Origin of the sequence: Micromonospora sp. NPDC051296 (assembly GCF_040682255.1) — a bacterium.
Taxonomy (GTDB): Bacteria; Actinomycetota; Actinomycetes; order Mycobacteriales; family Micromonosporaceae; genus Micromonospora; species Micromonospora craterilacus.
Genome location: NZ_JBFBAO010000020.1, coordinates 1 through 25,020 on the forward strand (window position 1 = coordinate 1; position 25,020 = coordinate 25,020).

The 25,020-nt window shown below is 68.5% G+C and carries 19 protein-coding genes and 1 pseudogene; 10 read left to right on the top strand and 10 right to left on the bottom strand.

The features are described from left to right. From AB0M52_RS04005 to AB0M52_RS04020, 4 genes and pseudogenes are all read right to left on the bottom strand, one after another. Positions 1 to 253 (bottom strand): annotated as a pseudogene (locus tag AB0M52_RS04005) (gfo/Idh/MocA family oxidoreductase); the annotation flags it as partial. 27 nt (positions 254 to 280) lie between these two features. Then, positions 281 to 1,102: an ABC transporter ATP-binding protein gene (locus AB0M52_RS04010; protein WP_363948581.1), complete on the bottom strand. Its 822-nt coding sequence runs from the start codon at positions 1,100 to 1,102 to the stop codon at positions 281 to 283. A gap of 5 nt (positions 1,103 to 1,107) precedes the next feature. Next, positions 1,108 to 2,127: an ABC transporter substrate-binding protein gene (locus AB0M52_RS04015; RefSeq protein WP_363948584.1), complete on the bottom strand. Its 1,020-nt coding sequence runs from the start codon at positions 2,125 to 2,127 to the stop codon at positions 1,108 to 1,110. An 11-nt stretch (positions 2,128 to 2,138) separates the two neighbouring features. Beyond that, positions 2,139 to 3,017, bottom strand: a complete 879-nt coding sequence (locus AB0M52_RS04020) for an ABC transporter permease (protein WP_363948587.1) — start codon at positions 3,015 to 3,017, stop codon at positions 2,139 to 2,141. A 193-nt stretch (positions 3,018 to 3,210) separates the two neighbouring features. On the opposite strand from AB0M52_RS04020, the gene AB0M52_RS04025 reads away from it, so the two are divergent. Together AB0M52_RS04025 and AB0M52_RS04030 are read left to right on the top strand one after the other, a co-directional pair. Then, positions 3,211 to 4,242: a LacI family DNA-binding transcriptional regulator gene (locus AB0M52_RS04025; protein ID WP_363948589.1), complete on the top strand. Its 1,032-nt coding sequence runs from the start codon at positions 3,211 to 3,213 to the stop codon at positions 4,240 to 4,242. A 13-nt stretch (positions 4,243 to 4,255) separates the two neighbouring features. Beyond that, positions 4,256 to 5,422 (top strand): dipeptide epimerase, encoded by a 1,167-nt coding sequence (locus AB0M52_RS04030; protein ID WP_363948592.1) that lies wholly within the window; start codon positions 4,256 to 4,258, stop codon positions 5,420 to 5,422. Positions 5,423 to 5,497: 75 nt separating this feature from the next. Here AB0M52_RS04030 and AB0M52_RS04035 read toward each other — a convergent pair whose 3' ends face one another. Then, entirely contained in the window at positions 5,498 to 9,430 is a 3,933-nt protein-coding gene (locus AB0M52_RS04035) for a discoidin domain-containing protein (protein ID WP_363948595.1), read from the bottom strand. Between the two features lie 163 nt (positions 9,431 to 9,593). Next, positions 9,594 to 11,885 carry a TIM barrel protein gene (locus AB0M52_RS04040; protein ID WP_363948598.1) on the bottom strand — a complete coding sequence of 764 codons (2,292 nt, stop codon included), beginning with the start codon at positions 11,883 to 11,885 and terminating at the stop codon, positions 9,594 to 9,596. Between the two features lie 561 nt (positions 11,886 to 12,446). On the opposite strand from AB0M52_RS04040, the gene AB0M52_RS04045 reads away from it, so the two are divergent. After that, positions 12,447 to 13,451 carry a LacI family DNA-binding transcriptional regulator gene (locus tag AB0M52_RS04045; RefSeq protein ID WP_363948600.1) on the top strand — a complete coding sequence of 335 codons (1,005 nt, stop codon included), beginning with the start codon at positions 12,447 to 12,449 and terminating at the stop codon, positions 13,449 to 13,451. Between the two features lie 33 nt (positions 13,452 to 13,484). Here AB0M52_RS04045 and AB0M52_RS04050 read toward each other — a convergent pair whose 3' ends face one another. Further along, on the bottom strand, positions 13,485 to 14,231 hold the full coding sequence (locus tag AB0M52_RS04050; protein ID WP_363948603.1) for a hypothetical protein: 747 nt from the start codon (positions 14,229 to 14,231) through the stop codon (positions 13,485 to 13,487). 79 nt (positions 14,232 to 14,310) lie between these two features. Between AB0M52_RS04050 and AB0M52_RS04055 the strand changes: the two genes are divergently transcribed. Beyond that, entirely contained in the window at positions 14,311 to 16,695 is a 2,385-nt protein-coding gene (locus AB0M52_RS04055; RefSeq protein WP_363948605.1) for a transglycosylase domain-containing protein, read from the top strand. Positions 16,696 to 16,714: 19 nt separating this feature from the next. After that, a complete protein-coding gene (locus AB0M52_RS04060) occupies positions 16,715 to 17,347 on the top strand; it encodes a hypothetical protein (RefSeq protein WP_363948607.1) in 633 nt (210 codons plus the stop codon). Positions 17,348 to 17,508: 161 nt separating this feature from the next. On the opposite strand, the gene sigJ is transcribed toward AB0M52_RS04060, so the two are convergent. Beyond that, positions 17,509 to 18,393 carry an RNA polymerase sigma factor SigJ gene (sigJ, locus tag AB0M52_RS04065; RefSeq protein ID WP_363948609.1) on the bottom strand — a complete coding sequence of 295 codons (885 nt, stop codon included), beginning with the start codon at positions 18,391 to 18,393 and terminating at the stop codon, positions 17,509 to 17,511. 177 nt (positions 18,394 to 18,570) lie between these two features. Between sigJ and AB0M52_RS04070 the strand changes: the two genes are divergently transcribed. Next, on the top strand, positions 18,571 to 19,347 hold the full coding sequence (locus AB0M52_RS04070; protein ID WP_363948611.1) for an SDR family oxidoreductase: 777 nt from the start codon (positions 18,571 to 18,573) through the stop codon (positions 19,345 to 19,347). Between the two features lie 35 nt (positions 19,348 to 19,382). On the opposite strand, the gene AB0M52_RS04075 is transcribed toward AB0M52_RS04070, so the two are convergent. After that, a complete protein-coding gene (locus AB0M52_RS04075) occupies positions 19,383 to 20,087 on the bottom strand; it encodes a CBS domain-containing protein (protein WP_363948613.1) in 705 nt (234 codons plus the stop codon). Between the two features lie 276 nt (positions 20,088 to 20,363). Here AB0M52_RS04075 and AB0M52_RS04080 point away from each other — a divergent pair, with 276 nt between their 5' ends. The 4 genes from AB0M52_RS04080 to AB0M52_RS04095 are packed head-to-tail and all read left to right on the top strand — an operon-like array spanning position 20,364 to position 22,959. Further along, positions 20,364 to 20,843 (top strand): YbaB/EbfC family DNA-binding protein, encoded by a 480-nt coding sequence (locus AB0M52_RS04080; RefSeq protein WP_363948615.1) that lies wholly within the window; start codon positions 20,364 to 20,366, stop codon positions 20,841 to 20,843. Next, positions 20,830 to 21,150: a type VII secretion target gene (locus AB0M52_RS04085; RefSeq protein ID WP_363948617.1), complete on the top strand. Its 321-nt coding sequence runs from the start codon at positions 20,830 to 20,832 to the stop codon at positions 21,148 to 21,150. Before AB0M52_RS04080 ends, AB0M52_RS04085 begins: the two co-directional genes overlap by 14 nt. After that, positions 21,147 to 22,466, top strand: a complete 1,320-nt coding sequence (locus AB0M52_RS04090) for a hypothetical protein (RefSeq protein WP_363948619.1) — start codon at positions 21,147 to 21,149, stop codon at positions 22,464 to 22,466. Before AB0M52_RS04085 ends, AB0M52_RS04090 begins: the two co-directional genes overlap by 4 nt. Positions 22,467 to 22,470: 4 nt before the next feature. After that, positions 22,471 to 22,959 (top strand): hypothetical protein, encoded by a 489-nt coding sequence (locus tag AB0M52_RS04095; protein WP_363948621.1) that lies wholly within the window; start codon positions 22,471 to 22,473, stop codon positions 22,957 to 22,959. A 246-nt stretch (positions 22,960 to 23,205) separates the two neighbouring features. Here AB0M52_RS04095 and AB0M52_RS04100 read toward each other — a convergent pair whose 3' ends face one another. After that, on the bottom strand, positions 23,206 to 25,008 hold the full coding sequence (locus AB0M52_RS04100) for a CocE/NonD family hydrolase (RefSeq protein WP_363948623.1): 1,803 nt from the start codon (positions 25,006 to 25,008) through the stop codon (positions 23,206 to 23,208). Positions 25,009 to 25,020 lie beyond the last annotated feature (12 nt).

Consider the following 25,020-nt stretch of genomic DNA (forward strand, 5'->3'; position numbering starts at 1 on the left):
TCTGGTTGGCCGGGTCGGCGAGGGCGGCCGCCAGGTCCGTCGTGTACGACGTGAGCCCGTGCCGGCCGGCGATCTCGGCGAGCTTGGCCTCGTTGCGGCCGACGAGCGTCAGCTCCGGCCAGATCCGGCTGCCGTCGCGGGCGGGCAGGCCGCCCTGTTCCCGGATGGCGAGCAGGGAGCGGACCAGGTGCTGTCGGTACCCCATCCGCCCGGTCACGCCGTTGAGGACGATACCGATTGACGTACGCTCCACTGTGTTTCCTTCCAACTCTTCTGTGTTCTATTCGGCGGTCGTCGTCGCGCCGAGCAGGTCGCGGATCCGCCCGGTGGCGCGGGCGAACGCCGGCTCGGCCATCGTCTGGCCGTAGTCTCGGTCGGTGGGCAGATCCACATCGATGAGTTCGGCGACGGTGCCTGGGCGCGGAGTCATGACGACCACCCGGTTGGCGAGGTAGACGGCCTCCGCGATGGAGTGCGTGACGAGCAGGACCGTCGTTCCGGTCTCCCGCCAGATCCGGCGTAGCTCGATGTTCATCTGCTCACGGGTGAGCGCGTCGAGCGCGCCGAACGGTTCGTCCATCAGCAGGACCGGCGGGCGGTGCAGCAACGCGCGGCACAGGGCCACGCGCTGCTGCATGCCGCCGGACAGCTCGTTCGGGTAGGCATCCTCGAAGCCGGTCAGGCCGGTCATCGCGATCAGCGCGTCGACGCGCTCGCGCGCCTCCGCCCTCGGCATCCGCCGGATCTCGGCTTGGAGCAGGATGTTGCGCCGCGCGGTGCGCCAGTCCAGGAGGGCGGCGCGCTGGAAGACGTACCCGATGTCGCGCCGCGGCCCCTGGACGTCCTCGCCGTGCAGCCGGACCTGTCCCGACGACGGTCGCAGCAGGCCGGACACCAGCTTGAGCAGCGTCGACTTGCCGCAGCCGGAGGCGCCGACGATCGACACGAACTCGCCCGGCTCGATCCGTAGCGAGACGTCGGTGAGCGCGGTGACGTCCTTCTTCTTGGTGCGGAACCGGACCGCGACATCGTCGATCTCGACCGCGGCGCCGGTCGTCGTGGCGTCCGCGGGCCGCTGCTTGGTGGTGTTACCGGCCATCATCGAGGTCATCCCTTCGGCGCGAAGCTCGCGTCCCAGTACGTCGCCGGCGACTCGGCCTTCGTGATCACGCCCGCCTCGGCGAAGATCGCGATGGTCTTGTTCCAGTCGTCCTCGGCGTTCACGCCCGGTGCCTGACCCTTGGTGGCGTCGGTGTGCAGCAGCTGAAGCGTGGCGTTGAACTGCTCGGTGAGAACCTTCTTGGAGGGAAGCTGCTGGGAGGCGCCCTCCATCGCGTCCACCGCGCCGGCCGCGTTGCCCGCGGCCGCGGTCCACGCCTCGCTGGTGGCGGCGACCATGCGCGTGACGAGGTCCTTCTTGTTCTTGATGGTGTCCTCGTTGGCGAGCAGGCCGTTGCTGTAGAAGCTGAGGCCGTGCTCGGAGAACTTCAGGTAGGAGACCGGCTTGCCGGCCTTCTCCTGCATCGTCGGGCCCTGGTCGGTGGCGAAGCCGAGCAGCGCGTCGGTCTGGCCGGAGATGACGGCCGCCATCTTGCCCGCGCCGTCGGTGTTCTGCAGGGTGACGTCGCTGACGTCCATGCCGTTGGCCTTGAGGAAGGCCGGGAAGGTCCGGCTGAGCGCGTCGCCGGCGGTGGTGGCGATCGTCTTGCCCTTGAGGTCGGCCGGCGAGTTGATGTTCTTGTCGCTGAAGAACTGCACGGACGACGCGGTCGTCTGCAGGAACACACCGAGACTCTTGACCTTCAGGCCCTGACTCACCCCGCCCAGGAGGGCGGGGGTGTCCGCCCAGCCGAAGTCGGTCTGCCCGGCGGCGGTCGCCTGGATCGTCTTCTGGGAGCCCTGGCCGGCCTGGATGGTCAGGTCGATGCCGTGCTTCTCGAAGATGCCCTGCTTCTTGCCGAAGTAGAACGGCGCGTGCTCGCCGTAGGGGTACCAGTTGAGGGTGAGGGTGACCTGGTCGAGGCCCTCGGCGTTCTTGCTCTGTTCGCCCGAGTTCGAGCCGCAGCCGGTGGCGGCGGCCAGTAGCAGTGCCGGCATGAGCACTGCGGCGAGGGAACGCAACTTCATGGACTTCTCCTTTACAGCGACGTCGTAGCGGCGTCGGTACGGCGGCTGGCGTGCCAGGGAAGGACGAAATATTCGAGCAGCTCGACGAGGACGAACAGGACCACGCCGAGCAGAGACATGATCAGCAACCCGGCGAAGAGCATGGGGGTGTCGAGGTTGCCGTTGGCCTGGAGGATCACGTAGCCGAGGCCCTCGTTGGCGCCGACGAACTCGCCGACCACGGCACCGGTCACGGCCATCGTCGCGGCGACCTTCAGGCCCGCGAACAGGTGTGGCAGCGAGGCGGGGAACCGGATCTTCCAGAACGTCTGTCCCGGACCGGCTCCCATCGTCGCCGACAGTTGCAGCATCTCGGGGTCGATCGACTTGAGGCCGGTGACCGTGGAGATGACGATGGGGAAGAAGGCCATCAGGACCGCGACCACGATCTTCGGCGTCAGGCCGAAGCCGAGCCAGACGACGAACAGCGGGGCGATCGCGATCTTCGGGATGACCTGGGCGAACAGCAGTAGCGGGTAAAGGCTCTTCTCGACCGTCGGCGAGTAGACCATGACGACGGCGGAGACCACACCGACGACGATCGCGATCGCGAAGCCAAGGACCGTCTCGTACGCGGTGATCCAGGTGTTGTGGGCGAAGTAGCCGGACTGGCTGAGGATGACGTCGAGCGTCCTGCCAGGCGACGGAACAAGGTACGGCTCAATGAGGTTCGCGGCGGTCACCGCCCACCAGGCGACGAAGATCGCCACGAGCACGGCGAACGGACGCCACGTTCCCTGAACGAAGCGGGCGACGTTCGCTCCTGCGCTCACTGGGCGGCGGGCTTTCACCGCGCCCCCCTGGGCGGACTTCGTCCGCTCCAGCAGGTCGGTTGAGCTCTGCGCGGCCATGACCCTCCGTTCTCCTTGGGCTGTCCGGGGTTCAGCAGCCGCTAGGTAGGCGCGGGCCATCGTTGTAGACGGAGCTACTTCTTACCCCGCCGTACCAGGCCCTGCGACTGAATGCGCTTTCTGTAAGCGCTTTCCGGGTGCTAACGTAACCACGCCGAAACAAGCCGGTCAAGAACTTCCTCGGGGTGACTCAATGCAGCCACGGCCTCACTCGACGCTCGAAGATGTGGCCAAGGCCGCAGGTGTCTCGCCCGCGACGGCTTCCCGGGCGCTCAACGGGACCACGCAGGTACGACCCCACCTACGCGAACGGGTGCTCAAGGCCGCCGAAGAGCTGGCCTACACCCCGAACGCGCACGCCCGGGCCCTCGCCGGCGCTGCCCACCGCACCGTCGGGGTCATCTGCCACGACGTCAGCGACCCCTACTTCGCGGCCGTGGCCGGCGGAATCATGCGGGTCGCCAGCGAGCACGACCTGCTGGTGACGCTCGCCAGCACGTTCCGCGACCCCGAGCGGGAAGTCGCGTACGTGTCGATGCTGCGCGCCGAACGCGCCGCCGCCATCCTGCTCATCGGCTCCGGGTTCGAGAATCCGGACTGGGAGCGGGCCCTCGGCGCCGAACTGGAGCCGTACCTGAAGGGTGGCGGTCGCGTCGCGGTGGTAAGCCGGCACCGCAGCCTGCGGGTGGACACCGTGCTGCCCGAGAACCGCGCCGGGGCGGCGGCCATGGCCCGGGCCCTGCTGGACCTGGGACACCGCCGGTTCACCGTGCTCGCCGGGCCACGGACGCTGACCACCGTCGCCGACCGGATCGGCGGCTTCCGCAACGAACTGAGGAAGGCGGGCGTACCCCTGCGCCCCGCCGACATCGTCGAAAGCGCCTTCACCCGTGACGGTGGGTACGCGGCGATGACCGAGGTGTTGACGCGCGGCCTGGATGCCACCTGTGTCTTCGCCATGACCGACGTGATGGCCATCGGCGCGGTCGCCGCACTGCGCGACCACGGATTGTCGGTGCCGGCCGACGTGTCGGTCGCCGGCTTCGACGACATCCCGATCGTCCGTGACCTCACCCCGCCCCTCACCACCGTCGCCCTGCCGCTGCCGCAGTTGGGGGAACGGGCCATCGAACTCGCCCTCACCGAGAACCCCGGACGGCGCCGCCGCATCCACCGGATGGCCGGTGAGGTCGTCCTCCGCGCCAGTACCGCGAAAGTCCTGTAGAGAGAGGCACCTAGTGAACCAACCCACCCCGGCCCTGGCCGGCCTCACGATCGATCGCGTCGAGACCTTCGCCGTCGCGCTCCCCACGCTGCGTTCCTTCGGCGTGTCCGGCGGATCCGTCGCCGTCGCCGGCAAGCCCAGCATCCGGATCCTCGTGAAGGTCAGCGCGGACGGCGTCGTCGGCTGGGGCGAGGCGACCCCGATCCCGGCCTGGACGTACGAGACGGCGGAGTCCATCGTCACCACCATCGACCGCTACCTGGCGCCGGCGATCCTCGGCCGCCCGTGCTGGGACCTCGACGGCGTGACCACGGTGTTCGACCGGGCCATCAACCGCGGGTTCACGATCGGCGCGCCGCTGGCCAAGTGCGCGGTCGACATCGCGCTGCACGACCTGCTCGGCCGGGCGCTCGGCGTACCGGTCGGGATGCTGTGGGGGCAGCGCCGCCAGGACACGGTCGAGCTGGGCTGGATCGTCTCCGGGCAGACGGCGGACGAGGTCGCCGACTGCGTGGCCGAGGGCTTCGACCTCGGGTACCGCGCCTTCAAGGTCAAGGTCGGCCTGCACACCGAGGCGGAGGACACCGCCGTCGTGCGCGCGGTCCGTGAGGCGGCCCCGGACGCCCCACTGTGGGTGGACGCCAACCAGGGATACACCGTGGACGCCGCACTGCGGATGGCGCGCAACATGGCCGAGTTGGGCGTCACCGCGTTCGAGCAGCCGCTGCCGGCCAACGATGTGGCCGGGTTTCGCCGACTGCGAGAGGCATCCCCCCTTCCCGTCGCGCTCGACGAGAGCCTGCGCCACCCCAGTGACCTGGCCACCTTCGTCAAGCTGGAAGCCGTGGACGTGGCGATCGCCAAGGTGCAGCGCAGCGGCGGCCTGACCCTGTCGCGCCGACTGTGCGCGTTGGCCGAGGACAGCGGCGTACGCCTGATGGGCTCGGGACTCACCGACTCCGACCTCGGCCTCGCTGCCTCGCTGCACCTGTTCGCCGCGTTCGGCATCGACACACCGGTGGATCTCAACGGGCGTCAGTTCCTGAAGTCGTCCTACGCCACCGGGGCGACCGTCGAGGTCACCGACGGCATCGCCCGGGTACCGACCGGCCCCGGCCTCGGGGTGGACGTCGACGAGGCGGTCGTGCGGGAACTCGCCGTCGACGTGCTGAACCCGTAACGGGTAGTTCCGACGCGAGGGCAGGACGCACCGCTCGGTCGCCGCGCGAACGCCACGGCGACCGAGCGAAGTGCGTTATCTCCCGCTCGACCAGAAGCCGAGCAACTCCTCCGCCTTCGAGGCCAACGTCGACCTGGCGGTCTCTGACACGTGCCCTTGCAGCGGCGGGTTACCCAGATGCCGCAGGAAAACCTCCAGGTGCCGGGCGGCAGTGTCGAACGAGCCCTTGCCCGCATGATGATCGGCGCTGGCCAAGGCGTTACCCAGCTGCGTCGCCAACGGACCGCCCAGATCCCCCGACAAGCGGTACTCCCCGATCAACTCGCGGATCGCCGCGGTACCCGGTGGCGCCGTCACCGTGATGCGCGCCAACGCACGCAGCGACACACCGTCGACGCGTCCCCCGACCGTGAGCCGGCCCGGATGCTCGAGTCGGCCCGGATCAACACCGTCCCACTCCACCGCTACGCTGACGCTCGATCCATCGCGATTGCGGACGGTGACCTCGGTCGGCAGCACGGGGGCCCGGCCCGCGAACGTGCTGACGTCCACCGGCACGACGGTGATGGCACCGTCAAGCTCGGCGCCGCCGATCTCCACCGAGAAGTAGCGGTTGGAGGTCGAGGTCCCGGTACCCGTACCATCCCGGCTGCCGTACCCCGTGATCCGTACGAGCCGCGCCTCGACCGATGCCTCGAACAGAAACTCCTCCACGTCCTCGAGCGAGGTCTCGGCACCGGGGAGGACCTGATGGCTCATGATGTGGCCATGCCCGAGGTTGTCCAACTGCCACGTCGGGTTGAGCACCCGGTGCCAGGTCACGCCATCCACAGACACGTCGATGTCGAAGTAGTACTGCCGTCTGCTCTGGGTGTTCTTCGCGAATCCGATCGAGACGCGGTCGACCATCCTCGGACTGTCGCCGAGGTAGAAGCGCGCCGACGCTCCGGTACTTGAGGACACGTCCCACACGGTGTCCTTGTTCCCGTCCAGGAGATTCGCGACAGTGCCGGCCCCATGGCTCGCCGTCACCCGCTGATGCTTCGGCACCATGTCGTACGCGACGGTATAGCGTCCGTCGATGTCAGTGCCGGCGTCGACCGCGATCACGTACGGCTGCGCGTAATGGTCGTCCGGCTCCGTGACCGAAACGATCGAACCCTCTTCGCCAACCGCCGTCAGGGCCGGAGCCTCATTGTCCAGTGGTACGGCAACGGTGTACCGCGTCACGTCCGGATCAAAGCCCGACAGCGGCTCGCCGTCCAGATATATCCCGGCCAGCTTGGGAATTCTCGTGTCCACGGTGTCCGACTCGTCGATGTAGTCGGGCACCACGGTCGAGCTGATGTTACGCACCGCCCCGGCACCCAGCCGGTCGGCCAACTGGTGCAGGAACAGGCTGTCGGGCGTGACGGCCGCGCCGTTGCCATACTCGTAAGCCGGGAAGTTCGGCACGTACCCCGGGTCCACGTTTTCCATGATGAACGGCACGCGTGGGGATTCCGCGGACTGTCCGAACAGGTAGTTCGCCGCCAGTGGGGGTTGGCTGATCATGTAAGGGCCGTGGTTGTTCCACAAGGTGTAGTTGACGCCCGCCCAGCCGTGCGCCGTGCCATTGCTCCATCTGTTCTGCACATAGATCCGGGCGTTCATCTGGTCGAAGAGGCCGCCCGCGGACCACCTCAGATGTGGCTCACTGGCATCCATGTTGTACAGGGCCGTCGAATCGTGGAACACGTATGGGCCGGTGACCCTCGCCTGGAGTACGTATGCGTGACGTGCATATCGCGCGAAGGCCCGCTGCACGAGGACGCCCGTTCCGCCGGAGATCGAGATGCCGTACCGGCGCTCGCCGGCGGTCGTCTTACTGACGAACTCGACCACGTTGGCGTCCTGGACGGTCAACCACCGCACACCGTTGTTGACCGACACACCCACGTCGATGTGGTAGGTGGTGTAGTTCCGTACCCAGACGTTCTCGGCGTGCGAGAACCGCACACCGACCTGCGCGTGCAGTTCGTCCTCGTACTGCTTGTAAGTGGTCCCGAAGGCCGTGCTGGTTCCCGTGACGGACTTGTCGAACCGGGAGATCAGCTGGATGTTCTCGACACCTACCCCCTGGATCCTTCCGGTCGGGATCAGCTTTCGGACGGTGGCGGTTCCGTACTTCATGTCGAGCGCGTCGACCAACGGCTCCTCGATCGTGATGGTGGACCTCGCCTGGTCCACCGCCTTGATGGTTCGTTCCTGATCGAGGTTGTCCCAGTAGGAGAGGTCGTCGGACCACTGATTCGCGGAGAGCCCGCCCGGATAGTCGGTGATCGCGTCCATGTACAGGTCGTGAACCCACGCCCGGTTCACGGCCTTGTTCACCACCACGGTGTCGCCGGGCCGGAGGCCGTCGGTGTTCGCCAACCGGATGGTGTGGGCACCCGCCGGGACATATTGATCGACCACCGCTGCCGGCGCCCCGGTGTCCGCGGTCGAGCTACCCGCAACGTTGATCACGGGCGTGTTCTTGTCGTACGTCGTCGATCTCCAGGTGGCGACCAGCTTGGTCACCGCCGGCTCGAACTCCTCCGACTGTGCGTAGTCATACCAGTTGTCCGGGGTTATCGGTGGCGCACCATGGTCAACCGTCCCCGGCCCCTCCCCCTTGATGACGATTCCACTCGCGCCGACCTCGAGGGTCCGACTCGTTCGGTACGTTCCGGCCTTGAGCAGGAGCGCTCCCCGGAACCCGTCCTTGTCGGGCTTCAGTTGACTGAGGGTGTCGATCGCCTGCTGGAGGCGTTGATAGTCATCCACACCACCGCCGACCGGCTCAAGGATGATCTTGACCGGAACATTGGGTATCGCCACTCCTCCGCCCTTGAAGCCGACGTTGGAGTAGTCCACCACCCGGTTGCCCTTGTGGTCCGGGGTGTAGACAAGCCGGCCGTCACTGCCGACCTGGACCGCCGGATACGGGTTGTGCTCGCCGTGGGCGTTGGCTCCGGGCACCGCGGTGAAGTAGTACGTGTCGAAGTACCGCTTGTCACCGTCACCGATCTCGAACTCCGCGACGTACGTGCCGCCGCTGTCAGCCGTCACGCTCGGCGCGACCACCAACTGGGCGCCCTCGTCGAGGTCCCGCTGGGGAACCGTGTGCACGGTATCGCCCCGAGGGTTCCTGATCACACCGCCGATGGTTATCCGTTTGCGGGCAACCACGTTGAACCTGGGCATCGGGCCGCCCTGCTCCACCAGGGCTGGTCGACCGATCGTCAGGCTCATACCCGGATGGTCGGGAACGATGTCGACGACGTTCTCCGTCGGGTGGTTCGGGTCCGGAGGCGGCTCGGCCGTCACTCTGGTGAGGACCATGAAGTTGAAGATCCGGATGAAGTTTGCATTCAGCTTCATCTCGCCGGTCAACATGACGTACCTGGCGGTGACCGGCGTCGCCATCGTGTGCACCATCGTCTTGTTGCCGTTACCGTCAACCAGGTCAGCGGTGTCCTGCTCAGCGGCGATGGTCCAGTCCCTCGGCGGCCGGTAGTCCTCCAGACCCGCCGCCCCTGCTCTGGCGGTCGTGGAGAGTTCGTTCCATTTGCCGGCATCGCTGGTGTACTCGACTCGATACTCGGAGACTCGCTCTTTGAGTTCCGTGAAGTTCGTCTGGAAGGCAACGACGAACTGCGAGAAGGCCTTCTCATCGCCAAGGTCGACGGCGACCCAGAACCGGTTCTTCCCCGCCGCGATCGCGCTGGCGGTCGACTGGGACCGGTCGACGTCCCAGTACTGTGAGGTCCCTGCCCGGAACACCGCTTCCGGGGTGGAGCCGGCGCGGATCGAGCTCACCTTTATGTTCTCGACCGCGGAACCGAGCGCCAGGTCCACCGGGACCGTGTACGGCGGGGCGGGTTCGACGGCCGCGTTGCCAGTTCCCGGAGCCAACGTCGAGAGCAGTGAACAGACCAGCGCCAGGACACCGCCCGTCAACGTGCGTCTTCCAAGGATCTTCATGAACTGCTCCTCCTAGGCGATTGCTCGCTGCGGCCTGAAGGGGCGCGCCGCAGGGTGACGAGAGCAGGGGTGACGAGAGCAGGGTCGACCAACAGGTCGGACGTGCGTCGCGGCCCTTCCCGTGCCGCCAATCGAAGGCAACACGGGAAGGACCGCGCCTGGGTTATTTCGTCCACGCCTCGATCAGCGCTTCAGCAGCTGCCTTCAGGTCCTGCCTGGCCGCCGCGGTGACATGCCCGTCCATCGCGGGATTCTCAAGGTGCCGCACGAAGTCCTGCATGCGCTTGGCTGCCTGCTCCGTCGAGCCCTTGGCCAGATGGTGACTCGCACTGTCCAGCGTGTTCGACAGTTGGGGCACCAGCGGGCCACCGACCTCACCTGCTGAGACGTGGAAGTCCAGCATCTGGCGAATGGCGGCGGTGCCCTTGCCGTCATCAGTTCGAGTTATCTCGACCGAGCGGTAGACGGACTCGTTGATCGACGGGCCGAGCGGCCCGAGCAACCTGACTGCGTCATGGTCACCGATGATGCCGTCGAACCGGTACTGGTACCTGCCCTCTGGCGTCTTCTTCCCGTCGGTGGTGGCGCGGAGCGATCCAACGACCTCGCCGTCAGCGGTGTGCACGCGGATCTCCGCGTCTGGGTCGGCGACATCCGTGAATGCCGTTCCCGACAGCCTGCCGTCGACGTACGTCACGTCGGTGAAGCCCGAGATCTCGGGCAGATCCTTCGTGTTGTCCAACGAGGCCTTGACCGCACCGAGGAACGAGCTGACCTCCTGGTAGGGCGGTTCCGGAAGATCACGCGGGTATCCCGGCTCATCCCGAACCCACAGGAGCTCCACGGGAATGTAGCCGCGGTAGTCGCTGTACCGGACGTCGGTGAACAGCTTGTCCAGGTCCGTGATGGTGTCGGTCTCGGCGCCCGCCGGCCGCTTCTTGACCTGGAAGTTGTTCGAGTAGGGCAGAACCTCGGCGATGTCGGCGTACCAGTCGTAGTCCAGGCCGGTGGTGTAGCGGAACGGCCGGAAGTAGCCGGTGTCGTTCACGATGCCGACGTTGTCGTGGTCGATCCACTTCAGGATCTGGATCGTCTGACCTGCGGTGGCGGTCATGTCCCCGTGGTTCTGGAGACCGATCTGAACTCCCTTGGTGGCGCCGTACTCGGCCAGCTGCCGCAGTGCCGGGACGACGCGCTCTCGGGCGACCGTCTCCCACCCGAGGGTGTTGATGTCCGTCGGCACCGGCCCGGAGAACACCCGGATGACCGGAGCGCCCATCTCGGCCGCGACGTCGATCCAGTACTTGCCCCGTTCGACATCGAGGGCCCGCCGATCAGCGCTCGGGTGGGCGAAGTTGTTCTGGTAACCGGTGCCGCTGATCTCGATGCCGAGCTGCTCGGCCAGCTGCCGGATCTGGCGGGCGTACGCCTTGATCTCGGCGTCCGGCAAGGTCGGCATCTCGGTGTTGCTGTACCCCGGGATGTAGTAGGCCGTGACGTCGACGGCGTCAAATCCCGCCTCGGCTGCCCACCGAATCGATGCCAGCGTGTCGAGCTGCGGCGTGTCCTGCCGGTTGTTCAACCACGCGTTGATGTTGACATTGAAGCTGTACAGGTTGAGGCTGATCTTGTAGTCGCCCCTGAAGTACTCACCATCGCGGTACCTGACGCTGTCGGCTCCGCCGATCCGGCCGCAGTACTGGCCGCAGATCTCCGGGGTGTTGGGCGCGGCGGGATCGTCAGGACTGCTGCTGTCGTCACCGATCAACCGGATCCTGAACTGCTGGAAGAAGATGTCGGTCCGGTACGCCTCGACCGCCGATTCCACCGGAACGTAGATGGTCATCCCGGTGGCGTAGAGGAACCAGTTCCCCTGCCCCAGAAGTTGGGGCGGCTCCTCCCCCAGGGTCAGCGACTTCAACGACAACGCGTTGTAGAAGGCCCGATTGTCGATCGACTTCAACCGCGGCAGGTACACGCTCTGCAACGCCACGTTGTTGTTGAACGCGAGCCCATTCAGTACGGTCACCTTCGGCATTTCGGCGGTGACGAGCGTGGCGAGATCGTAGAACGCTCTCGATCCGATCACGGTGGTGTTGTCCAGCTTCACGTTCTTAAGCGAAGTGTTTCCGCTGAACGCGCTCGCCGGCACCTGGGAGTCAACGAAGTCAGCCGACCCGACGACCGCGAGATCGGTGAGCTTGGTGAGGCTCTGGTTGATGAATCGGCTGTCGGTGCTGTTCAACGCACCGCGATCGATTATCAGGCCGTTAACATCGGCGTAATCCACACCGGTGGCGTCGATCGCGGCCCGCAACCCTCCGCCCGCGTTCGAGACGCCCACCGTCAATGTGCCATTTTCAGCAATCTGCTCTGCCTGAGCGATGGCCGGAACAGCTATCGACAGCAAGCCCGCAGCCGCGAAATAGGTGAATACTGTCCTGAAGCGTTTCATCGCCTCCTACCCTCCTTGGTAAGCGCTTTCCCTTCAGCCGGCTCAACGTAGCCCAGAACCTCACAGCCGTCTAGATGACCGGCGCCCTGAAGCTCGGGCTGCCTGCCGTTGCCGCGTAGCCGGGTCCAAGATCGCCGTCTGCGGGGGGCTGGTGAGCACCAGGAGACGGTGGGTCGGTTGCGTCGGGGCGGCTCGCCTTCATCGGCTCGGCGTCCGGTGGCGGTGGCCGGCTGCGCCGCCGTACCGCTGACCGATTCTGGCCAGGCTTTTCGCCCTCTCACCGGGCTTCGCCTCGCGGTGGTGGTGACTCTCCGGTGCATCTTGAGTCACAAGTGGCGCGGCCTGATGCGTTACCGCACCTCGGATCTGGCAGCGTAAGCGTTTTCCCAGGGAGTGACACGGTGCGATACGTACGGCAGCGGGGCACCATACTTAGTGGTGCATGGAATCCGGTTGTTGGGCCAGGCGCACTCGTGGCCGGCCTGAGCCTCAACGACCGTTCGCCTCTACACGGCTCGGGAGCTTGCGGTGTCGCAGAGTAAAGGCAGAGGCGTTACCACCTTGACCGATGTCGCTCGCGAGGCGGGCGTTTCGCTGGCCACGGCTTCGCGCGCACTCAACGGCAGCAGCCGCCGAGTTCGCGAGGATCTGAGACGGCGGGTGCTGACGGCCGCGGACAAGCTGGCCTACGCGCCCAACGGCCCGGCACAGGCAATGGCTCGAGGGAGCACCAACGTCCTGGGCCTGCTTGTCCATGACATCGCCGACCCGTACTTCTCGTCGATCGCCACGGGTGTGATGCGAGCGGCGGACGAACGGCAGCTCGTCGTGACAATCTTCAACACATTGCGGCGGCCGGACCGGGAGGTCGAGTACGTACGAACCCTGCGTGGCCAGCGTGCCTGCGCCCTCATCGTGGCCGGTTCACGCATTGACGACTCCCTGGCGCAAGACCAGCTGGAACACGAGTTGGCGGAGTTCGAGTCGGCTGGTGGTCGCGCCGTGTTCATCAGTCAGGGACGGCAACGGTTCGACACGGTCGTGCTCGAGAACCGCGCCGGCGCCCGCGTCCTGGCGGAGAGCCTGGCCGAGTTGGGGCATCGGCGTTTCCTGGTGCTCGCGGGCCCACCGGAGGTGCGCACCTCCACCGACCGGGTCCAGGGCTTTCGAGAGGGACTCGCCCGGCACTCCATCCAACTGTCGAGGAACCAGGTGCTCCGCGGCGAGTTCACCCGGGACGGGGGCTTCGAGGCGATGACCAAAGCCTTCGACCTTGGGCTGGCTCCCGACTGCGTCTTCGCCGTGAATGATGTGATGGCGGTGGGCGCGATGGCGGCGTGCCGTCACCGCGGCGTCCGCGTGCCCGAAGACCTCGCGGTGGCGGGTTTCGACGACATCGCCACCTTGCGGGATGTCACACCGAGCCTCACCACCGTACAGATGCCACTCGACGACGTGGGCGCGATGGCCCTCGAGCTGGTGCTGGCCGAACGGGCCGACCACCCGCGACTACGGCGCGTCAAGGGCCAGGTCGTACTGCGTGACAGCACGTCTCGCGCAAGGTGACGTGACACGCCGCAGACCGACGGGTGGCACGCCTCAGGCCCACTCACCGGCGAAGAGCGGGGCGACCGGCCGTTCCCGGCGCCCGATCCGCAGGTCCCCGAAGATCGTGCTCCGCTCCGCCCGCTCCACCTCCGCGTCCAGGTCGATCTGCAACTCCGCCGAGGCGTCGTGGGCCGCGCCGATGAGGACGAGCTCGGTTCCCGGGTGGTCCAGGAAGGCCGGCGGGTCGAGCGGGGCGAAGCGACGGCCGTGGAACTCGTTCTGCAACGGGGCGGGCAGCCTGCCCTTCCGGGCCCCGCGGAGGCCGACCCCGGGCGGGGAGGGCGCCTGCGGGTTCTTCACCGTGACGATGTAGCTCGCCTCCGGCTCGATGCTGAGGTCCCGCTGGGCCGGGCCGGGACGCACGGGCAGTTCGAGTTCGTACGCGAGATGGGTGTGGTCGTCGTGCCGGGCGATCACGTACGCCCCCTCCGCCGCCGGCCGGGCCGGTGGCTGTTCCCGCTCGTCGCGGGTCTTCGTCCGGTACGCGCGCGCCTGCAGCGCCTTGTGCAGCTGCTCGGGCCGGTCCACCACCTCGTCGACGAACGCCCAGAATCGGTCGTGCTCATCGATGTCGGGCAGCCGCTTGCGCCCGACGACGAGCAGCCGCAGGTGCCGCCCCCGCCACGGGTGCATCACCACGAGTAGCCGCTGCACCTCGGCCAGCGAGTCGACGTGTTCCTCCGCCACCCGGGGGCGGTAGAGGAAGTAGATGTCCCCGTCTTCCAGCAGCTCGGCCATTCGCCGTGTATACCCGGAATGACCGGCGGCCAACGCCGGCCAAGATTCGGCCACTGGAGGACGGGGTACCGGGGGACGCGTGTTTCCTGATCCTGACAACGAGAGCACTGCCGGCGTACCCGCACAGACCGACGCCCCCGAGGGGCGGAAGCGGCGGCGCCGGCGGATACCCATCTTCCTTGCGGTACTCGCGCTGCTGCTCGGCATCGGTCTCATCGGCGGCACCTACTACGTCGACAGCGTGCCCACCCCCACCGACCTGAGCCTGCCGGAGTCGACCACGGTCTACTTCGCTGACGGTCGGACGCCGATGGCGAAGCTGGGCTCGGAGAACCGGACGATCGTGCCGTACGACCAGATGAACGACGCCGCGAAGCAGGCGATCGTGGCGGCCGAGGACCGGACGTTCTGGACCAACGAGGGCATCGACTTCAAGGGCGTGCTGCGGGCCGCCTGGGCCAACCTCACCGGCGGCGAGCGCCAGGGCGCTTCGACGATCACCCAGCAGTACGCCCGGGTGGCCGCCGATCTCAAGGGCGTCACCTACTCCCGCAAGGTCCGCGAAGCGGTCATCGCGTGGAAGCTCGACGACGAGTACAGCAAGGAGGAGATCCTCGGCTTCTACCTGAACACGGTGCCGTTCGGGCGGGGCGCGTACGGGATCGAGGCGGCCGCGCAGGCGTACTTCGGCAAGACGGTGCGCCGCGACGCCCCGGCGGCGAAGCAGCTCACCGTGGCGGAGGCGATGGTGCTCTGCGCGATGGTGAAGCAGCCGGAGGCCAACCCGGACGACCCCGAGGGCCAGCCCGGCTACGACCCGGAGCGCAGCCCGAAGGCTCGGCAGAACTCGCTCGACCGGTGGGCCTACATCCGCGACGGCATGGTGAAGCTGGGCCACCTGACGCCGGCGGAGGCGGCCGACCTGGCGTACCCGGACACGGTGCAGCCGATCGACCCCACCGCCAACCGGTCCGGCCTGGACCGGCCGACCGGCCTCGTGGTCAACCACGTGCTCAGCGAGCTGCGGCAGACCGAACAGTTCAAGGACAAGCCCGCCGACTACGTACGCAACGGCGGATTCAAGATCGTCAGCACCATCGACAAGCGGGTCCAGGACGCCGCCGAGTCGGCCGCCGACATCCGGCGCGACACCGCCCCGGAGGCGGTCCGCGGGCAGCCGAAGAACTGGCAGGCCGCGCTGGTGGCGGTGGAACCCGGCACCGGCCGGGTGCTCGGCTACTACGGCGGCAACGACGGCTCCGGCGCTGACTACGCCGGCTGGTACTACGACGAAGACGGCGAGGCCGCCGGATTCGGCCAGCACCCACCGGGGTCGTCGTTCAAGGTGTACGACCTGGCTGCGGCGGTGCGCGAGGAGATCTCGGTCAAGCGGCACTTCCACTCCCCCGACACCAAGGAGTTCCCCGCCTCCGGCCGGACGAAGGACAGCCCCGCCGGCCCGATCCGCAACGCCGAACGGGCGTCGTGCCAGCCGGACTGCGCGCTGTGGGAGGCCACCGTCGCCTCGCTCAACGTCACCTACTTCGAACTCACCGAGAAGCTGGGCACGGACAAGGTGATCGACATGGCCACCCGGGCCGGTGTCGACTCGATGTGGGCCAACAAGAAGGGCGACTCGAAGCCGAAGCGGATCGAGTTGCGCGGCCACCCCGGTGCGGAGACGGCGGAACACTTTTCGACCGAGGTCGGCATCGGGCAGTACGGCATCACCGTCGAGGACCACGCCAACGGGATGGCGACCTTCGCCGCCGGCGGCAAGCGGGCCGAGGCTCACTTCGTTCGGTCGGTGACCAAGGGCGACGAGGAGATCCTCGAAGAGCAGCTGACGCAGACCGAGGTCGGCCTCGACGAGGAAGCGATCGCCCAGCTCAACTGGACGCTGAGCCGGGTGCGGGCAGCCCGGTTGGACAACGGCTGGGACACCGCCGGCAAGACCGGCACCTGGCAGGCCGGCCAGAGCACCACCAAGAACCTGCACACCTGGATGGTCGGCTACACCGGCGCCCTCGCCGCCGCGACCTGGCTCGGGACCACCGACGGCAAGCCGCTGCGGACGAAGGACGGCAGCTACGCCGTGTACGGGGCCAGCGGTGCCGGCCCGATCTGGCAGCAGTTCATGGCGGAGGCGACGGCCGCGCTGAAGCTCGACCCGGACAAGTACCGGTTCGCCGAGCCGAAGTTCCCGAACGACGCGCCGCCGCCCACCGCTACGACACGGCCCGCGCCGACGGCGACGCGCCCGACACCGACGACCGCGACACCGACACCGACGGCGCGGCCGACAACCGCGCGGCCGACACCGACAGCGACCGAACCGAGCTGCGACCCGCCGGACTGCGCCACCGCGGTCCCGACCGGCCGGCCGACGCGGACACCGACCCGGTCGCCGGAACCGAGCCCGCCGCCCAGCTCGGAGCCGCCGCGCACCTCCGCGCCGGGGTGATCGTCGTACGATGCGGCGCATGGCGTTGCTGCATCGGGCGGAGATCCAGCCCACCAAGCTCGAACTGCTGACGGCCTGGCTGCCCGGCCGCGACTGGTACCAGGGCGACACCGGCGCCGAGGTGACACGCGTGGCCGGGTACCGGTTCGACGACCCGGCCGGCGAGGTCGGCATCGAGACGCTGCTCGTCCGCGCCGGCGACGGGCCGATCCACCAGGTGCCGTTGACCTACCGTGGTGCGCCGCTGGACGGTGCCGACGGCTGGCTGGTGGGGACCACCGAGCACTCGGTACTGGGCCGGCGCTGGGTCTACGACGCCTGCGGCGATCCGGTGTACGCTGCGGCGCTGGCCAGCGCCATCCTCGCCGGCACCGGACAGGCGGAGGAGTACTTCGAGGTCGACGGCCGACGCGAGGTACGCCCGGCCAGCATGGACATCGCCACCGACGCCCCCGCCGGCACCGAGGTCCCCACCGTCGGTGCCATCCGTCGGGTCGTGGCCGCCGACCCGACGATCATCATCACCGACACCGTCGAGCTGGCCGTGGTCCGCCGCCCCGACCCCACCAACAGCGCCCGGCCGACCCGAGCCACCCTCACCGGCACCTGGGCCGGCACCACCACCCCCCTCGCCTACACCCAAACCCCCTAACCCCGCTCCCCCACCCCACCCCGTCCCCGCCCCGCCCCGTCCCCGCCCCGCCCCCGCCCCGCCGATCTTGCACTTTCGGTCGGGTAAATGCCCCTTCTGCGGCTGTTGCCCCGACGAAAAGTGCATGATCGCGGCGGCGGGGGCGACGCGGGGTCGGCAGGTCAGGTGGTGAAGGGGGTGAGGTTGAGCAGGGCCAGGCGTTGCGGGTCGGCGATCACGTGGATCTCGGCGATCCGTGCGTCGGTGATGGTGAACGCCATGATCGCCAGGGGGCGGCCGGCCGCCACGACGACCACACCGGCCGCGCCGTTGATGACGGCGTGCCGGCTGAACGGGGAGAACCGGCCGAACATGGTGGCCTCGGCGGCGACCTGCCGACCACCGGTGATCACGGTGGTGTGGCGGGCCCGGGTGGCCCCGCCGTCGGCGCGCAGCACCACGTCCGGATGCAGCACACCGACGAGCGCGTCGAAGTCACCGTCGCGGGCGGCGGCGAGGAACGCGGTGACCACCTCGCGTTGGCGGGCAAGATCGGCGTCCGGGGTCGGAGTCTGACCGCGCACCCGGCGGCGGGCCCGGCTGGCCAGTTGCCGGGCCGCGGCGGGTGACCGGTCGAGCATCGGGGCGATCTCGTCGAAGGGCACCCCGAACATGTCGTGCAGCACGAAGGCGAGTCGTTCGGCCGGGGTGAGCGTGTCGAGGACCACCAGCAGCGCCAGCCCGACCGAGTCGGCCAGCACGGCGGCATGCTCCGGGTCCTCAGGGCCGGCGGGGCTGACCACCGGGTCCGGGACCCAAATGTCGAGCGGTTCCTCACGGCGGCGCTGGCGGGAGCGCAAGGTGTTCAGGCAGACCCGGGCGACCACCGTGGTCAGCCAGGCGGCGAGGTTGTCCAGCTCGTCCGGGTCGGTGCGGGACAGCCGCAGCCAGGTCTCCTGCACGGCGTCGTCGGCCTCGCCGAGGGAGCCGAGCATCCGGTAGGCCACCGAACGCAGGTGCGGCCGCTGCTCCTCGAACCGCTCGGCCAGCCAGGTCGACTCGCCCATGCGCCGCCTCCGTTCCTCGCGCCTTCACCGGCTCGACCCCGCTGGGCTCGTCGCTGTGACAGGGGCGACCTGGATCACTCTGGTCACATCGCGTGGTCGGGCGGGGTCGAGCCGGTGAAGCCACGAAACGGTAGCCGACCACGGGCCAGGCCCACGGTCCCGACACAGGGAGACACCATGAACCCACCGATCCTGGTCACCGGCGGCACGGGCACCCTGGGCCGCCTGATCACCCCGCTGCTGCGGGAGGCCGGTCATCCGGTACGGGTGCTCAGCCGACGAGGTGGGCCGTCCGCGCCCGGGATCGAGCAGGTCATCGCCGACCTGGCCACCGGCGAGGGCGTCGACGCCGCGGTGCGCGGCGCCGGGATCGTCCTGCACCTTGCCGGCGGTCAGAAGGGCGACGACCGGATTGCCCGTACGCTGGTGCGGGCCGTGCAGCGGGCCGGCGGCGTACGGCATCTGGTCTTCATCTCCGTCATCGGCGCCGACCGGATCCCGCTCGCCTGGCTCCGGACCAAGCTCACCGCAGAGGAGAAGATCGCCGGTTCCGGTGTGCCCTGGACGATCCTGCGCGCCGCGCAGTTCCACGAGCTGGTGCTGACGATGGCGCAGAAGATGGCGGCCCTCCCGGTGGTGCCGGTGCCGGGGATGCGGCTGCAGCCGGTCGACAGCCGCGAGGTGGCGGCCCGGCTCGCCGGGCTGACCCTGGGGGCCCCGGCCGGCCTGGTCCCCGACCTGGCCGGGCCGAAGGTGTACCCGATGGGCGACCTGATCCGCGGATACCTGCGCGCCACCGGCAAGCGTCGGCTGACGCTGCCGGTGCGGCTGCCCGGCCGGGCGGGTCGCGCCTACCGGGACGGGGCGAACCTGGCCCTGGGCGGTGCCACCGGCACGCGGACCTGGGAGGCGTTCCTCGCCGAACGGGTGGGACAGCCGGCCCCGGCCCGGTAGGCCACCCGGCGATGCCGGCAGCACCGCCGGGCGGGTCAGCCGATTCTGGTCGGTTGGGCGGGGAACGACGGGGCACCGGGCAGGATGGTGTCGTCGAAGTCGTAGCGCAGTTCGTCGACCACCTCGACGACCCCGCTGACCCGCGCGGCGAGCCGCACCGCGATCTCGACCGCCGAACGCCGGTCCAGTTGTCCGGTCATGGTGACGGCACCGTCGCGTACCTCGACCCGGACGGTTCCGTCGCGCACCGCGAGCACCCGGCGCAGCACCTCCTGGACCACGTCGTCGCGGATGTCGGCGTCCGGACGCAGGTGCACCCGCAACAGGTCGCCACGGGTCACGATGCCGACGACCCGGCCGAGATCGTCCACCACCGGCAGGCGCTTGACCTGCTCGCGGTCCATCAGCTTCGCGGCGGCCACCAGGGAGGTGTGCGGGAAGGTGGTCACCGCCGGTGCGGTCATCAGCTCCCGCGCGATCCCCGCCTCACCCTTACGCCGAGCCCTGCGCTGCTTCGGCCGCTCGAGGATGCGCCGCTCGTGCGGCTCGCCCATCCACTCCACCTTGTGCAGCAGATCCGCCTCGGAGACCACACCCCGCACGTGCCCGAAGTCATCGACCACCGGCACGGCGCTCACCCGCCGGTCCGCGAGGACGTCAACGATCTTCCGGTACGGCGTCTGCTCCACCACCGTGGCGACGTCCCGGGTCATCACGTCGCTCACCTGCCAGGCCCTCATCACGACCTCCTCTTCCGGCTCTGCACTCACGCTATGGCGGAGACGGCGAGTCGGGTCAGTGCCGGCGGGCCCCTCTCGCCGGGCCGAGGGTCCCGTCCCGGCGGGCCCTTCGTGCCCCGACCCCCGACCGCCGGCACCCCCCGGTCCTGGATCGAGGGTGATCCCCCTGCCGGACCCAGCTCCGCCCTTCCGATCGGCCAGCACGCAGCGCCACCGGCTGGTAACGTGACGGCGTTTCAGGAGACGGCGGCCGACGATGTCCCTGGGGAGAGTCGCATGTGGGCGGACGAGGCAGCACTGGACGCCGTGGGACGCCGGCTCGACGAGTGGGAGTCGTCCTTCGCCGATCGGGCGGCGCGGGCAAGGACCCTGTCCACCCGGGTGCAGGCGTTGACCGGCAATGCGCACAGTCCGGATCGGACGGTCGAGGTCACCGTCGACTCGACGGGCCTGCTGGTCGACCTGCGGTTGGACGAACAGGTCCGGCAGCATTCCGCGGCACAGACCGCGCGGCAGGTATTGGCGACCACCCGAGCCGCTCAGGCCGACCTGATGCGCCGGATCACCGCCGCGACCAACGAGACGCTCGGCGACGACGACCCGGCCGCCGCGGCGATCGTCGACTCCTACCGGCGCCGGCTCCTGCCCGCCGCTTCCCCACGCCGCGACCATCGCGCTGACCCCGGCACTGCTGGAGGCGATCGGCCTGGTCATGCTGCTGCCGCCGACCGGGGCGCACCGGATGCCGGGCGGTGACGGTATTCAGGTCGATCCGGACGACCTGACCGCCCACGCGGCGCGCCTCGACCGGCACGCCGGCAACCTCGACACCGCCCGCCAGGCCGGGCAGCACGTCCGGCTGGGCACCGACGCGTACGGCCAGTTGTGCGCGATCATGCCGGCGCTCCTCGACGGCCTGCAACGCGTACTGGTCGACGGCATCGGCACCGCCGCAGGCTCGGTACGCGACACCGCCGGCCGGCTGCGCACCGGCGCCGACCGCTACCGGGCCGCCGACAACCGCGCCCAGCAACTCCTGGACCAGGTACGGGACCGGCGTTGACCAGCAACCCGCTCGTCGCCGCCCGGGTGGACAACGGGCCCAGCGCCTGGGCGGGTGTGTGGATCCTCGAAGACATCGAGCTGATCCATCAGGGGGTCACCAACGGCAGCTGGATCGACGGCAGCCTCGGCGTGGTCAGCGCCGGCCTGGACGCCCTCGCGCTGGTCTCCGACCCGGTCGGCGCCCTGCTCCAGTACGGCATCGCCTGGCTCATCGAGCACGTCAAGCCGCTCAGCGAGGCCCTGGACTGGCTCGCCGGCGACCCGGCGCAGATCACCGCGCACGCCCAGACCTGGCGCAACGTCGCCGCCTCGCTGCGCGACGAGGCCGCCGAACTGGCACGCGCCGTCGGCACCGACGTGGCCGGCTGGGGTGGCAGCGCCGGCCCCGCGTACCGCGCCTGGGCCGCCGAACAACGTCAGGCCGTCACCGGCCTCGCCCAGGGCGCCGAGGCGATGGCCGCCATCACCGAAGGCACCGCCGGCCTGGTCGCCGCCGTCCGGCTGCTGGTCCGCGACGCCATCGCCACCTGCGTCTCCCGCCTCATCGTGTACGCCACCGAACTCGTCGCCACCGCCGGACTGGCCACCCCGCTGGTGATCGAACAGGTGACCACCCTGGTGGCTTCGTGGGCGGCCCGGATCGCGCGGCTGCTACGCGGACTCCTCAACAGCCTCCGCCAGATCATCCCCAACATCCGCCGCCTCGCCGACCTCATCGACCAGTTGAAGGAAGCACTCGCAAGGCTCCGGTCGCCCGGAAGCCACGGTTCGCCAGCAAAGTCCGCGTCCGGTCCACCCGAGCCACATCGCCGCTACCACGAACCGAGGCCACCGGACTTCGACCCCGGCAAGCACCACGGCCCTCTCGGAGACGGCTTCAGCCCCGGTGCGAGTGATCCCCATGGACTGTTCGAAGGGAAGGAGCGGGACATCGCCGACCGCCTCGCCGCCGAGGGCATAATGGTCCATCCGAGGCAACGCATCGATGACGTCGAACATCAGAAGAATCCCGATGCCATGATGCGGTCGGGTCCTGACGACCCTGGCGTGGTAACCGAACTCAAGACCCTGGATCGGGCCACGAGCGAGGCGGTACGACGTAACATCCTCACGGCCGGTAAGCAGCTGGACCAAGAAGGTGGCGGCGACGTGGTGGTAGACGGTCGCGCGGTGGGCCTCACGGAGGAGGACGCGCGAAGAGGCTATGCCCGAGCGGTCGGACATCACCGGCAGAATGGCACGCCACTGCCGGACCGGATACGCATCATCCTCGGCGAGGACCGAATCATCACCCTCCCCGACGGGACGCGGTGACGCAATGTCCGTCCAGGAGCACATCTTCATACACAGCCCATCCGCACCGGAGGAAGTCGCCGAGCAGCTCTCCGCAGCCATGGGCATGCGGCTATTCACCGGCCGCAAGGGTGGCATCTTTGTGAGCCGGCAAGCCCGTGTGGGTGCGCCCGAAAAGGAGGTAGGGGGAGAAGTCGCCCAAAACTACCTCGCGGACACACTGGCGAGCCCGGCGGAACAGTCGTTACTGGACGGCTACGAGATTCTGTGGGACTTCGGATACGCCGGCAGGGACCGTGATATCCAGTTGGAAGAGGCACGCTTGGCCTTCGGTGAACTCGTCTCGACAGCGCTATGGCCAACAGCGCTCGTTGCCGGTCTCGACACCCTAATTGCCGCTTGGGATCCCGTCCTCGGGCTTACCTGGTTCCCTCCGGACACCACACCAGACGCAGACAGCCGAAAACTCTGGTCAGGCTACTTCGGACGCCTGACCATTCCGCCCTCGTCCTGATTCGAGTCCGGCCCCGAACAGTGTTGGCACGATCCGCGGCTCATTGGCCACGGGGCCACCCTTCATAGAAGGGCATCGGCGCCAATCTTGGACAGTTTTCGTTATCGAATAACGGAAACTGTCCAAGATTGGCGGCCGCGCAGAGTTCCTGCCGATCGCCGCCCCACCGAACAGGCAGGTGGTCCCTCACCAGGCCATGAGCCTGGTGAGGGACCGATGAGTTGATCTCCAGAAGATGTTGACTGGTCAGAAGGCCAGGGCGTCCTTACCGCCCACGACAGGAAGCACCAGTTCGCTGCCGTTGAGGTACACGGTGATCTGGCTGCCGACAGCGGGCGCGTCGCGCGCCGGGCGGTTTGATGTCGGGCTCGCGTTGTAGTTGCCGGTGATGACGACGCCGATCCGGTGCCCGGCCGGGATGACGTGCTCGGAGGGGAGCGTCGTCCACCGCACGTTGTACTTGTCGCCGGGCGTCAGCGGCTGGCTCTGCCGGAGGTCGGAGGAGTTCTTGACATCGATGTGGCCCCAGGCCAGAACCCGTTCGGGCGTGATCGCGACGCTCGCCTCCATCGGCTCGGCGCATCCGGTCCGGCTGGCCAGGTCCTCGGGCTCGCAGGACTCGTGGATCACCTCCAGCGGTTCCTTGCCGGCCACGGTGACGGTCGGGCCCTCGCCGTAGTCGACGAGAAGCGCCGAGAGCAGCGCGGTCTCGGCAGTCGTCGACATCCGGACCGCCAGCTTCGGCGTACCGGAGATGCGCAGGTCCTTCGCGAGCGGCGCGGTCACGTAGGCGAGCCGACCGGGCTTGGCCTGCTCGGCGTTGCCGATCTTGATTGCCTGCGACTCGATCTGGTCGACGAAGCTCTGCGTGGGGTTGCCGCCGGCGTTGTTGACCGACAGCGTTCCCGCGACGTCGGCCGTGGCCGGACCGAAGCGCAGGTCGACGTCCTTGACGTTGGCGTCCGGCCAGGTCGAGTGGGTCTCCCAGGTGCCGTCGGGCCGCTGGATGTCCGCCATCGGCTCGTTCATGATTCCGTTCGGGATGTCGTGCAGCCAGTGGTCCATCCACCGGTGCATGACCGACTGCCACTCGGCCAACCGGAAGCTGGTCGGGTTGACGTGCGCGCCGCGATGGATCCAGATCTTGCGCGGCATCTGGCGCTTCTCGACCTCGTGCCACAGATCGGCGAAATGCATGGTCTTGACGTTGTAGTCGGTGAGGCCGTGCACCATGAAGACGGACGTGTTGACCGTCTTGATTTTGTTGGCGTCCGGCAGGTAGCTCCGCTCCTGCCAGAACGGCGTGAAGTCGGAGGCGCTGGCTACCTCGGCGTCGCCGACCCCGGTGATGACCGACCTACAGGCCGGCGCCGACACCGCGCCCGGCAGCACCCGGCCGACCGAGACGTAGTCCGCGAGCCACTCGGTGTACCGGTGGTTGACGTTCTCGCTCCAACTCGACCAGGCGATCCCCTGGTCGTTCACGTACTTGTACCAGCTGGAGATCGCGGCGATCGGCACCACCGTCCGCAGGCCGGGTACGCCCTGCGTGGCGACCGCGTTGGGCAGCGTGCCGACGTACGAGACACCCTGCATGCCCACGTTGCCGGTGCTCCAGTCGGCGACCGCCACGCTGCCGTCGTGGTGGAAGCCAGGGGCGCGACCGTTGAGCCAGTCGACGACCGCCTTGATGCTGATCGTGTCCTCGACGCCGCCGGTGGTCGGGCAGCCGAACGACCGCGAGGTGCCCTGCATCTCGACCTGGACGACGGCATAGCCGCGAGGGACGAAATATTCGTCCCACCAGCCGGCGAACCCACGCGTCCGATCCGGCACGGGATCACCAGGATCCCGCCCGTAGTACGGGCTGGCCTCCATGATGATCGGTACCCGCAGGCCCGCCTCGGTCTCCGCCGGCCGGATGACGTCGACCGCGATCAGGTCCCGACGGCCGTCGCCGTCGCTGTCCATCGGCGCTTCGACGTAGACGACCTCCTGGATAGCGTCGCCGTACGAGAAGACCGGCTGGGTCACACCGTTCTCGATCACAATCTGAGGCGA

Bases quoted from the DNA above. Each gene is read 5' to 3' on its own strand.
- AB0M52_RS04010 (WP_363948581.1), bottom strand. From the start codon at position 1,102: ATGATGGCCGGTAACACCACCAAGCAGCGGCCCGCGGACGCCACGACG.
- AB0M52_RS04015 (WP_363948584.1), bottom strand. From the start codon at position 2,127: ATGAAGTTGCGTTCCCTCGCCGCAGTGCTCATGCCGGCACTGCTACTG.
- AB0M52_RS04020 (WP_363948587.1), bottom strand. From the start codon at position 3,017: ATGGCCGCGCAGAGCTCAACCGACCTGCTGGAGCGGACGAAGTCCGCC.
- AB0M52_RS04025 (WP_363948589.1), top strand. From the start codon at position 3,211: ATGCAGCCACGGCCTCACTCGACGCTCGAAGATGTGGCCAAGGCCGCA.
- AB0M52_RS04035 (WP_363948595.1), bottom strand. From the start codon at position 9,430: ATGAAGATCCTTGGAAGACGCACGTTGACGGGCGGTGTCCTGGCGCTG.
- AB0M52_RS04040 (WP_363948598.1), bottom strand. From the start codon at position 11,885: ATGAAACGCTTCAGGACAGTATTCACCTATTTCGCGGCTGCGGGCTTG.
- AB0M52_RS04050 (WP_363948603.1), bottom strand. From the start codon at position 14,231: ATGGCCGAGCTGCTGGAAGACGGGGACATCTACTTCCTCTACCGCCCC.
- AB0M52_RS04060 (WP_363948607.1), top strand. From the start codon at position 16,715: ATGGCGTTGCTGCATCGGGCGGAGATCCAGCCCACCAAGCTCGAACTG.
- sigJ (WP_363948609.1), bottom strand. From the start codon at position 18,393: ATGGGCGAGTCGACCTGGCTGGCCGAGCGGTTCGAGGAGCAGCGGCCG.
- AB0M52_RS04070 (WP_363948611.1), top strand. From the start codon at position 18,571: ATGAACCCACCGATCCTGGTCACCGGCGGCACGGGCACCCTGGGCCGC.
- AB0M52_RS04075 (WP_363948613.1), bottom strand. From the start codon at position 20,087: ATGAGGGCCTGGCAGGTGAGCGACGTGATGACCCGGGACGTCGCCACG.
- AB0M52_RS04080 (WP_363948615.1), top strand. From the start codon at position 20,364: ATGTGGGCGGACGAGGCAGCACTGGACGCCGTGGGACGCCGGCTCGAC.
- AB0M52_RS04085 (WP_363948617.1), top strand. From the start codon at position 20,830: ATGCCGGGCGGTGACGGTATTCAGGTCGATCCGGACGACCTGACCGCC.
- AB0M52_RS04095 (WP_363948621.1), top strand. From the start codon at position 22,471: ATGTCCGTCCAGGAGCACATCTTCATACACAGCCCATCCGCACCGGAG.